10 protein-coding genes are annotated in these 9,432 nt (G+C 70.1%); 5 read left to right on the top strand and 5 right to left on the bottom strand.

From position 1 onward, the window contains the following. Nucleotides 1-75 precede the first annotated feature (75 nt). The 3 genes from AC1D01_RS10845 to metK all read right to left on the bottom strand — a co-directional run bounded on the left by AC1D01_RS10845 (nucleotide 76) and on the right by metK (nucleotide 3,564). Nucleotides 76-1,167 (bottom strand): DNA glycosylase AlkZ-like family protein, encoded by a 1,092-nt coding sequence (locus tag AC1D01_RS10845; RefSeq protein ID WP_477866043.1) that lies wholly within the window; start codon nucleotides 1,165-1,167, stop codon nucleotides 76-78. A 74-nt stretch (nucleotides 1,168-1,241) separates the two neighbouring features. Next, nucleotides 1,242-2,243: a GGDEF domain-containing response regulator gene (locus AC1D01_RS10840; RefSeq protein WP_477866042.1), complete on the bottom strand. Its 1,002-nt coding sequence runs from the start codon at nucleotides 2,241-2,243 to the stop codon at nucleotides 1,242-1,244. 139 nt (nucleotides 2,244-2,382) lie between these two features. Beyond that, nucleotides 2,383-3,564, bottom strand: a complete 1,182-nt coding sequence (gene metK, locus AC1D01_RS10835) for a methionine adenosyltransferase (protein WP_477866041.1) — start codon at nucleotides 3,562-3,564, stop codon at nucleotides 2,383-2,385. Between the two features lie 132 nt (nucleotides 3,565-3,696). Here metK and AC1D01_RS10830 point away from each other — a divergent pair, with 132 nt between their 5' ends. After that, nucleotides 3,697-4,560, top strand: a complete 864-nt coding sequence (locus AC1D01_RS10830; protein WP_477866040.1) for a lysophospholipid acyltransferase family protein — start codon at nucleotides 3,697-3,699, stop codon at nucleotides 4,558-4,560. A 10-nt stretch (nucleotides 4,561-4,570) separates the two neighbouring features. Then, entirely contained in the window at nucleotides 4,571-5,449 is an 879-nt protein-coding gene (locus AC1D01_RS10825) for a lysophospholipid acyltransferase family protein (RefSeq protein WP_477866039.1), read from the top strand. Between the two features lie 31 nt (nucleotides 5,450-5,480). Here the strand turns inward: AC1D01_RS10825 and AC1D01_RS10820 are convergent, their stop codons facing one another. Then, nucleotides 5,481-6,080: a hypothetical protein gene (locus tag AC1D01_RS10820; RefSeq protein WP_477866038.1), complete on the bottom strand. Its 600-nt coding sequence runs from the start codon at nucleotides 6,078-6,080 to the stop codon at nucleotides 5,481-5,483. Then, nucleotides 6,074-6,325, bottom strand: coding sequence for a hypothetical protein (locus tag AC1D01_RS10815; RefSeq protein ID WP_477866037.1), 252 nt, complete (start codon nucleotides 6,323-6,325; stop codon nucleotides 6,074-6,076). The genes AC1D01_RS10820 and AC1D01_RS10815 overlap by 7 nt, the downstream gene beginning before the upstream one ends. A gap of 192 nt (nucleotides 6,326-6,517) precedes the next feature. On the opposite strand from AC1D01_RS10815, the gene dapF reads away from it, so the two are divergent. The 3 genes from dapF to AC1D01_RS10800 are packed head-to-tail and all read left to right on the top strand — an operon-like array spanning nucleotide 6,518 to nucleotide 9,048. Continuing rightward, nucleotides 6,518-7,384 carry a diaminopimelate epimerase gene (gene dapF / locus AC1D01_RS10810; RefSeq protein WP_477866036.1) on the top strand — a complete coding sequence of 289 codons (867 nt, stop codon included), beginning with the start codon at nucleotides 6,518-6,520 and terminating at the stop codon, nucleotides 7,382-7,384. Between the two features lie 23 nt (nucleotides 7,385-7,407). Beyond that, nucleotides 7,408-8,085, top strand: a complete 678-nt coding sequence (locus AC1D01_RS10805; RefSeq protein ID WP_477866035.1) for a DUF484 family protein — start codon at nucleotides 7,408-7,410, stop codon at nucleotides 8,083-8,085. A gap of 21 nt (nucleotides 8,086-8,106) precedes the next feature. Continuing rightward, nucleotides 8,107-9,048, top strand: a complete 942-nt coding sequence (locus AC1D01_RS10800; protein ID WP_477866034.1) for a tyrosine recombinase XerC — start codon at nucleotides 8,107-8,109, stop codon at nucleotides 9,046-9,048. The last annotated feature ends 384 nt before the right edge of the window (nucleotides 9,049-9,432 follow it).

Genomic DNA, 9,432 nt, shown 5'->3' with positions numbered 1-9,432 from the left:
GCTTCGGCCGGCGTGCTGGCGCTGGCGGCGTCGCTCGCGGCGCGGCAGCGGCCGCTGCAGGCCGGCGGCTGAACCTCAGTCGACCCCGAGGAAGCCGCGCATGCGCGCGATCTCGTCGGCCAGCCCGGCCTTGAACGCCGGGTCGCGCGGCGCGCGGCCGTCGACATAGCCGAGCTGCTGCTTCAACTGCCCGCCCACCAGCGACAGGTTGCCCCAGCCGATCACGCGGTCGTGCCACAGCAGCGGCAGCGCGTAGTAGCCGAACCTGCGCTTCGGCGCCGGCGTGTAGGCCTCGAAGCGGTAGGCCCAGCCCCACAGCAGCTCGAAGCGGGTGCGGTCCCAGACCACCGGGTCGAACGGCGCGAGCAGCCGCACCGCGTCGTCGGGCGCATGGCGGCGCGAGGCCGGGTTCTCGTCGGCCGGCCAGTACCAGGTGACGCCATCGAGCTGCAGGCTCGCGAGTTGCTCGCGCGCCAGCTTCATCGCGGCCTGCGTCTGCGCCTTCAGGTGCGGCGCGCCGTAGCCCAGCAGCCCGGTCAGGTGGGTCAGGCTGCGCGCCGGCAGCGGCGCGTACTTGCGCACGATCAATTCCAGCAGCGCGGCGGCGCGGCGCGCCCGCTCGCCGGGGCTGTCGTCGGCCGGCGGATGCTCGACCGCCTCGTAGACGCGGATGCCCGCATCGCGCCGCACGACGCGCAGCAGGCCGCGATAGTGCATGCCGTCGAGCAGGTGGGTGCTCGCGTTCGACGAGCCGCCCCAGTAGTTGGTGACGCGGCCGTGCGCGAAATGATCGTCGACCTCGCGCGGGTGCACGCGGCCGCGCTCGCGCACGAAGGCCAGCACGTCGGCGGCGCGGCGCTGCGTGGCGCGGTCCCACACCGTGGTGGCGACGCGCGGGTGCATCAGCGCCAGGTGCTCGCGCGGCAGGAAGCCGTAGTTGACGAGGCAGTCCTCCTCGATCGGCAGCTTCGCGTAGCGGCGCTCCAGCTCGCCGGCGCGGTAGCCCTTGACGCGGTGGCGCAGCGTCAGGTCCTGTGCGCGCGCCGGCGAGCGGATCGGATCGGCCTGCAGGAACCCCAGCTGGCGGATCGCGCGCAGCAGCGTGGTCGGCTTGAAGAGCGTGCGGGCGACGGCGTAGCGCCGCAGGTGGTCGAGCGTGATCGGCATGGAGCCGGATGATGCGTCATCGGCCCGTGCGCGCAAAGCGCCTGGCCGGTGACTGCTGACACTGTTTGCTGACGCTACTGCGCCAGCTGCTCCACCGTGTCGAGCTGCATCTCGAAGCTGAAGAAGCGGTCCCGCCCCTGCGCCTTCGCGGCGTACAAGGCCTGGTCGGCGCGCATCACCATGCCTTCCGCGGTGGTCTGGGCGTCGGGAATGCAGGTGGTGATGCCGCCGGTCAGCGTGACCAGGGCGCCGACCGGCGAGGCCGGGTGCGGCAGCGCCACGCCGGCCAGCATGCGGCGGATCGCGCGCGCGAAGGTCATCGCACCGGATTTCGGCGTGTTCGGCAGGATCAGCGCGAACTCCTCGCCGCCGTAGCGCGTCGCGCGGTCGCGCGGGCGGTGGCAGGCTTCGCGCAGCAGCGCGCCGATGCGGCGCAGGCAATCGTCGCCCTGCACATGGCCGAGCGTGTCGTTGTAGGGCTTGAACGCATCGAGGTCGCAGAACACCAGCGTCAGCGGCTGCTGCTCGCGGCGCGCTGCGCCGATCTCGGCATGCAGCAGGCGGTCGAAGCCGCGGCGGTTGATCAGGCCGGTCAGTTCGTCGAGTTCGCTCAGGTGCTGCAGGCGCTGGTTCGCGGTGCGCAACTCGGACGACACCTGCATCAGCTGGGCCTGCATCTGCAGCAGCCGGGTCATCGCACGCAGCTTGGCGGCCAGCACCACGGTCGACACCGGCTTCACCAGGTAGTCGTCGCCGCCGCTCTCGATGCCCTTCCACAGGTCCTGCTCCTGGTCGCGCGCGGACAGGAAGATGATCGGCGTCCAGCGGCCGGACTCGGCCTGGCGCATCTGGCGCGCCAGYCAGTAGCCGTCATGGCCGGGCATCACGACGTCGAGCAGCACCAGATCGGGCTGGTGGCGCTGGAACTGCTCCAGCGCCCAGGTCGCGTCGCCGGCTTCGAGCACCCGGTGGCCCAGCGCATCGAGCTGCGCGACGAGCGCGACGCGCACGCCGGGCTGGTCGTCGACGACGAGGACGGTCAGCGAGGAGGAGGAAGCGGCAGGAACGACAGGCATGGGCAGGACCGATGACGCCGATCTCGACGCCTTCGCCCCGCATATCGGCCGACCGCGCCGCGGCCTGAAGCGCCGGCAGCGATCGCCGACGGCGCGGCGCGCACTACCTCACGCCGGGCGCCGCTGGCCTCGCAGGGTCCTACAGCCCCGCCGCTGCCCGCAGCGCTTGGGCTTTGTCGGTCTTCTCCCACGAGAACTCCGGCTCCTCGCGGCCGAAGTGGCCGTAGGCAGCCGTCTTCTCGTAGATCGGGCGCAGCAGGTCGAGCATCTGGATGATGCCCTTCGGGCGCAGGTCGAAGTGCTCGTTGACCAGCGCGGCCAGCTTGTCGTCGGGCATCACGCCGGTGCCTTCGGTGTAGACCGTCACGTTCATCGGGCGGGCCACGCCGATCGCGTACGCCACCTGGATCTGGCACTGGCGCGCCAGGCCCGCCGCGACGATGTTCTTCGCGACGTAGCGCGCCGCATAGGCGGCCGAGCGGTCGACCTTGCTCGGATCCTTGCCCGAGAACGCGCCGCCGCCGTGCGGGCAGGCGCCGCCGTAGGTGTCGACGATGATCTTGCGGCCGGTCAGGCCGCAATCGCCCTGCGGGCCGCCGATGACGAAGCGGCCGGTCGGGTTGATCAGGAACTTGGTGTCCTTCAGCCACTCCTTCGGGAGCACCGGCTTGATGATCTCCTCGATGATGGCCTCGTTGAACGAGGCCTTCATCTTCTTCGGCGTCTCGCTCTGGTCCGGGCTGTGCTGGGTCGACAGCACGACGGTGTCGATGCTGTGCGGCTTGCCGTCGACGTAGCGCATCGTCACCTGGCTCTTCGCGTCGGGGCGCAGGAACGGCAGGCGGCCGTCCTTGCGCAACTGGGCCTGGCGCTCGACCAGGCGGTGCGCGTAATAGATGGGCGCGGGCATCAGCTCGGGCGTCTCGTCGCACGCGTAGCCGAACATCAGGCCCTGGTCGCCGGCGCCGGTGTTCAGGTGGTCATCGCTCGCCTGGTCGACGCCCTGGGCGATGTCGTTGGACTGCTTGTCGTAGCAGACCATCACCGCGCAGCCCTTGTAGTCGATGCCGTACTCGGTGTTGTCGTAGCCGATGCGCTTGATCGTGTCGCGCGCGACCTGGATGTAGTCGACGTGCGCGTTGGTGGTGATCTCGCCGGCCAGCACGACCAGGCCGGTGTTGGTCAGCGTCTCGGCGGCCACGCGCGAACGCGGGTCCTGCTTGAAGATCGCGTCGAGGATGGCGTCGGAGATCTGGTCGGCGACCTTGTCGGGGTGGCCTTCGGAAACGGACTCGGACGTGAAAAGGAAATCGTTCGACACTCTTAAACTCCAGCAAGGTTGAAAAAACGCGTTGCCGGACTTGGGTTCTTCGAGCGGCGAACGCTTTAGCAGGATTTTTGAATCGCCCCGCAAGTAGTTCATAACTCGGCGATGGCGGGATTATAGAAACAGATGACAACCCTACTGCGCTGGTTTGCCGGGCTTTCGCTGGGCTTTTTGCATCTTCTCGGCAGCGCCCTGGGCTGGCTGGGCTACGCGTTGTCCGGCAACTACCGGCGCCGCATGATCGACAACGCCGCCCAGGCCGGGCTCGACGGGCCCGCGTGGCGCCCGGCGATCGCATCGGCCGGCCGCATGGTGATGGAGCTGCCGAAGCTGTGGCTGCGGCCGATCGACCGCAGCGTGCTCGGCATGGTGCGCTTCGAGGACGAGGCGCTGCTGGCCCGCGCGCTCGAGGCAGGCCGCGGCGTGCTGCTGCTCACGCCGCACATGGGCTGCTTCGAGATCACGGCCCAGGCCATCGCCGAGCGCTGGGGCACGCAGCAGCCGATCACGGTGCTTTACCGCCCGGCACGCCAGGCCTGGCTGCGCCGCCTCGAGGAGACCGCCCGGGACCGGCCGCACCTGCAGGCGGTGCCGGCCACGCTGTCGGGCGTGCGCCAGATGATCCGCGCATTGCGCCGCGGCGAGATGGTCGGCCTGCTGCCCGACCAGGTGCCGCCCGACGGCATGGGCGTGTGGGCGCCCTTCTTCGGCAAGCCGGCCTACACGATGACGCTGGCGGCACGACTCGCGCAGCAGACCGGTGCCGTGCCGCTGCTGACCTGGGGCGAGCGGCTGCCGCACGGTGCCGGCTACGTGCAGCGCTTCTTCGAATTCCCCGGCACGCTGCCAGACGACCCGACCGCGGCGGCCAGCGCCGTCAACCGGGCGATGGAACAGCTGATACTGCAGTGCCCCGGCCAGTACCTGTGGGGCTACAACCGATACAAGGCGCCGCGCGAACATCCGGCGGACGCCGCGCCAAAAGAATAGAGAACTCGCGATGGGAACCCGCTTGCTGCTGGGAACGATGTGGCTGCTGCATTGGCTGCCACTGCCGCTGCTGGCCGCGCTGGGGCGCGGGCTGGGGCGGCTGCTGTTCGCGCTGGCGCGCTCGCGGCGGCGCGTCGCGCTGCGCAACCTGGAGCTCTGCTACCCCGCCTGGAGCCCGCAGCAGCGGTTCGCGCTCGCCCGCGAGCACTTCCAGTGGCTGGGCCGCAGCATCCTCGAGCGCAGCCTGCTCTGGTACGCGCCGATGGACCAGCTGAAGCGGATCATCCACGTCGAAGGCGACGTGAAGCTCGCCGAGCACAGCCAGCGGCCGGTGATGTGGCTGGTGCCGCACTTCATGGGGCTCGACGTGGCGGGCGTCGCGACGCTGCTGTTCCAGCGGCACCCGGCCTGCTCGATGTACCAGCAGCAGAGCAACCCGGTGATGGACGAGGCGATCCGCAAGGGCCGCATGCGCTTCGGCGACCATGCGGAGATCTTTCCGCGCAGCGACAAGGCGTTGCCGCTGATACGCGCGATCCGCAAGGGGCACGCCTTCTTCAACCTGCCCGACATGGACTTCGGCGCGCGCGATGCCGCGTTCGTGCCGTTCTTCGGGGTGCCGGCCGCGACRCTGCTCGCGCCGTCGCGCATGGCGCGTGCGCTCGGCATGGTGGTGCAGCCGGTGATCGCCGAGATGCTGCCCGGCGGCCAGGGCTACCGGGTGCGCTTCGGCGAACCGTTCACGCACTTCCCGAGCGACGATCCCGTCGCCGACACCGCGGCGATGAACCGCTGGATCGAGGACGAGATCCGCAAGAACCCGGCGCAGTACCTGTGGGTTCACAAGCGCTTCAAGACGCGGCCGGCGGGCGAGGCGTCGCTGTACTGACGGCCGCGCCCGCCCGCCCCCACTCAGTCGCTCAGTCGCTCCTCGGCAGTGCCAGCCGCGCGCCGAGCGCATTGCCCAGCCGGAGCGCGGTCTCGGCATCGACCGCGGCGGTCATCAGCATCGCGCGCTCCGGGCGGCCGGTGTCCATCTGCAGCAGCGAGAAGCCGAACCCGAGCAGCCAGGTGTGCAGCTCGAACAACGCGGCGCGCGGCGTGCGGCTGCGCCCTTCGTGCCAGTTCCAGCCGTAGATCGCCGCAATGCCGGCGGCCCGCGCCAGTTCGCGCCCCTGCCGCTCGACGTCGTCGATCTCGTCGATGCCGACCAGCAGCATCGCCCACTGGCCGTCCTGCTGCCCGCCTTCGGCCAGCAGTGCATGGCGCACCGCCTGCGGCACGGCGTCGCCGAATTGCACGCTGTTCACCACGCGCTGCTGCAGGCGCAGGCGCTCCTCGGTGCACAGGTGGCCGAGCACGAGGCGCAGCCATTCCAGCAGCGACACGTCATCGGGCTGGCGCGCCGGCGTGGTCGGCGTGGTCGGGGCAAGCGGCGGCACGGGTTCGCCGGGCACGCTGACGAACATCGGTTCCTGCTCGTCGAACCGGCGGCGAAATCGCTTCAGGAATTTCAGCATGGCACCGCCTCCCGACGCAGGATCAGGCAGGGCACGCCGCCCAGCCGCCAGCGCTTGTCGGCGCGCAATGGCGGCGCGAAGGCACGGCCGCAGGTGCAGGTCCGCGTGCAGGATCGACTGCCGCTGCGCACCCTGCATCGTCGGGTGAGCTTCAGCCGGACGGCTGGGGCGCGCGTCAGCGGCCCGCAGCGGGCGCCGGTGTCATCGCCGGTGTCATCGCCGAAAAAGGTGGTGTTCATGTCCATCGTGTCTCCCGTGAGGTACAGCCGGCGCGACGATCGCCTCCGGCATGGCTCGGCATGCTCGCCACGCTTTGTGCAGGCCTTTTGCAGACGGCCAGATGTTTTCGAGAAACCGGGATCTGGCTGGCAGATGGCCGGGATGAACGGCGACCCTGCCCGGCCCGCTGTCATGGCGCGCGGCGATAATCCCCGCCCATGAGAGTGCAGTTCACGAAGATGCAGGGGGCCGGCAACGACTTCGTCGTGCTCGATGCCACCACGGCGCCGCTGGCGCTGGATGCCGCGCAGCTGCGCGCACTGGGCGACCGGCGATTCGGCGTCGGCGCCGACCAGATCCTGGTGGTCGAGGCCAGCACGACGCCCGGCATCGACTTCCGCTACCGCATCTTCAACGGCGCCACCGGTGACGAAGTGGAACAGTGCGGCAACGGTGCGCGTTGCTTCGTGCGTTTCGTGCACGACAAGAACCTGAGCCACAAGACGACGATCCGCGTCGAGACGATTCGTCAGGTGCTCGAACTGCGCATGCAGGACGACGGCCGCGTCACCGTCGACATGGGCGCCCCGGTGTTCGACCTGCCGGCGCTGCCGTTCGATGCCAGCGGCCTGGCGCCGCGCGAGCTGAACGGCTTCGCGGTGTGGCCGCTGCCGGTGGGCACCGACACCGTCGAGGTGGCTGCGGTGTCGATGGGCAACCCGCACGCGGTGCAGGTGGTGGCCGATGTCGACACCGCGCCGGTCGCGACGCAGGGCCCGCTGATCGAGCAGCATGCGCGCTTCCCGCGCAAGGTGAACGCCGGCTTCATGCAGGTGCTGTCGCGCACGCACATCCGGCTGCGGGTGCACGAGCGCGACGCCGGCGAGACACTCGCCTGCGGCACCGGCGCCTGTGCGGCCGTGGTCGCCGGCATCCGCATGGGCCTGCTGGATGCGCGCGTCGATGTCGATGCGCGCGGCGGCCGGCTCACGATCGAATGGCAAGGTGCTGCCGGCAACCTTCAACAGCCCGTGCTGATGACCGGCCCCGCCACGACCGTCTTCGACGGCGTGATCCATCTGTAGGCAGAGACGTAAAGGGCCCACCCGTGAGCATCCAAGGCATCACCGAACAGGACATCGCGAACTACCTGGCCAACACGCCGGGTTTCTTCGAGCGCCATGCCGAACTGCTGGCGGCAGTCCAGCTGACCAGCCCGCACGGGCAGCGCGCCGTGTCGCTGCAGGAGCGGCAGATGGAAATGCTGCGCGAGAAGAACAAGGGGCTGGAGCTGCGCATCATCGAGATGATCCGCCACGGCACCGAGAACGTCTCGATCGCCGACAAGCTGCACCGCTGGACGCGCGCGATCATGCTGACGCACAACCCCGGCGACCTGCCCGACGTGCTGGTGGCGGAGTTGAAGCACCAGTTCATGATTCCGCAGTCGGCGATCCGCATCTGGGGCGCGGCCGACGTGTTCAATGTGCTGCCGTTCGCGAAGGCGGTCAGCGAAGACGCCCGCAGCTTCGCGGCCAGCCTCACGCAGCCGTACTGCGGCGTCAATTCCGGCTTCGAGGCGGCGCAGTGGCTGGCCGACGTGGCGACCGTGATGTCGCTGGCGCTGATCCCGCTGCGCGTGCGCCAGGACGACCCTGTCTTCGGCATGCTGGTGCTGGCCTCGCCGGACCCGACGCGCTACAGCGCCGACATGGGCACCGAGTTCCTGTCTCGCATCGGCGACATCGCGAGCGCCGGGCTGTCGCGGCTGCTGCCGATCGCTTGAGGACCTGAGGCCGTCCCCGCGATGACTGCACCGTCCGCCGCACTCGACGCGGACCTGCAGCGTCACCTCGTCCACCTCGAATCCGAGCGGCGCCTCGCGCCGCGCAGCCTCGTGCTGTACCGCGATGCGTTCGCGCGGCTGCAGGCCTTCGCGCAGGCGCAGCCGGTGTCGCTGCGTGCCACCCAGGTGCACCACGTGCGGCGCTGGGCGGCGCAGCTGCATGCGCAGGGGCTGGGCTCGCGCAGCATCGCGCTGGTGCTGTCGGCCTGGCGCGGCTTCTACCGCTGGCTCGGCCATGAGGGCGTGGTGCCGATGAACCCGGTGGATGGCGTGCGCGCCCCGAAAGCCGCCAAGCCGCTGCCGAAGGCACTGCCGGTCGACCAGGCGATGGCGCTGGCCGAGCCGCGCGAGGACGACGACACCGATCCGGCACTCGCCGCGCGCGACCAGTGCATCGTCGAGCTGTTGTACGGCTGCGGGCTGCGCGTCGGTGAACTGGTGGGGCTGGACGTGCGGGCCAGCAGCGAGGCGGCCGGCTGGGTCGATGCCGCCGAGGCCGAGGCGCAGGTGCTCGGCAAGGGCCGCAAGCGCCGCAGCGTGCCGGTGGGCGGGCTGGCGCTGCAGGCGCTCGCGCAATGGCTGGCGCTGCGCGGCACGCTGGCCGATCCGGGCGAACCGGCGCTGTTCGTGAGTCGGCGTGGCACGCGCCTGACCGACAGCCAGGTGCGTTCGCGGCTGAAGCGGCGCGCGCTGCAGGCCGGCCTGCCGACGCACGTGCACCCGCACATGCTGCGGCATTCGTTCGCATCGCACCTGCTGCAGTCCAGCGGCGACCTGCGCGCGGTGCAGGAGCTGCTGGGCCACGCCAACATCTCGACGACGCAGGTCTACACGAAGCTCGACTTCCAGCACCTCGCGAAGGTCTACGACGCCGCGCATCCCCGCGCCAAGCGAAAAACGTAGGTTCCGTCTTCCCCGTCAAGCCAATCCCTGCGTCGTTCTGCACGCGCAAAGGCGCGGGCGGGGGGTGTGATGCGAAGAAGACACGCATGACGCCCCGGGTGCAACCCGGGCTCAACCCCCATTTGTTCGCTTGTCATCCCCYACAAGGCAGGGCGGTGGCAGAAGGCGTGTGCGGGGAGGCTGTGGAGCGCCAATAAAGCCGGGGCGCCGGAGCTGGCTGGTTTCATGGCCCGCGTGCGCAGCACGCTTCGTGAACTGACTGTCGCCGACTGTCTGACCACAACGAACGAAGTGAGTGGCGGGAGTTTCGGCGACGGGCCATGAAACCAGTCAGCGCAGGGAAGTCCTCGCCCCCCAGGGGGCGAAGACCGCACCGGCCGGCGA

This window comes from Rhizobacter sp. P3_B12 (genome assembly GCF_056402895.1).
The sequence above is the reverse complement of the archived record's forward strand: the minus strand, read 5'-3'. Positions and strand labels throughout refer to the sequence as shown.

What these genes read in the sequence shown, in the direction of transcription:
- AC1D01_RS10820 (WP_477866038.1), bottom strand. Translation starts at nt 6,080, where the DNA reads ATGCTGAAATTCCTGAAGCGATTTCGCCGCCGGTTCGACGAGCAGGAA.
- dapF (WP_477866036.1), top strand. Translation starts at nt 6,518, where the DNA reads ATGAGAGTGCAGTTCACGAAGATGCAGGGGGCCGGCAACGACTTCGTC.
- AC1D01_RS10830 (WP_477866040.1), top strand. Translation starts at nt 3,697, where the DNA reads ATGACAACCCTACTGCGCTGGTTTGCCGGGCTTTCGCTGGGCTTTTTG.
- AC1D01_RS10800 (WP_477866034.1), top strand. Translation starts at nt 8,107, where the DNA reads ATGACTGCACCGTCCGCCGCACTCGACGCGGACCTGCAGCGTCACCTC.
- AC1D01_RS10845 (WP_477866043.1), bottom strand. Translation starts at nt 1,167, where the DNA reads ATGCCGATCACGCTCGACCACCTGCGGCGCTACGCCGTCGCCCGCACG.
- AC1D01_RS10815 (WP_477866037.1), bottom strand. Translation starts at nt 6,325, where the DNA reads ATGGACATGAACACCACCTTTTTCGGCGATGACACCGGCGATGACACC.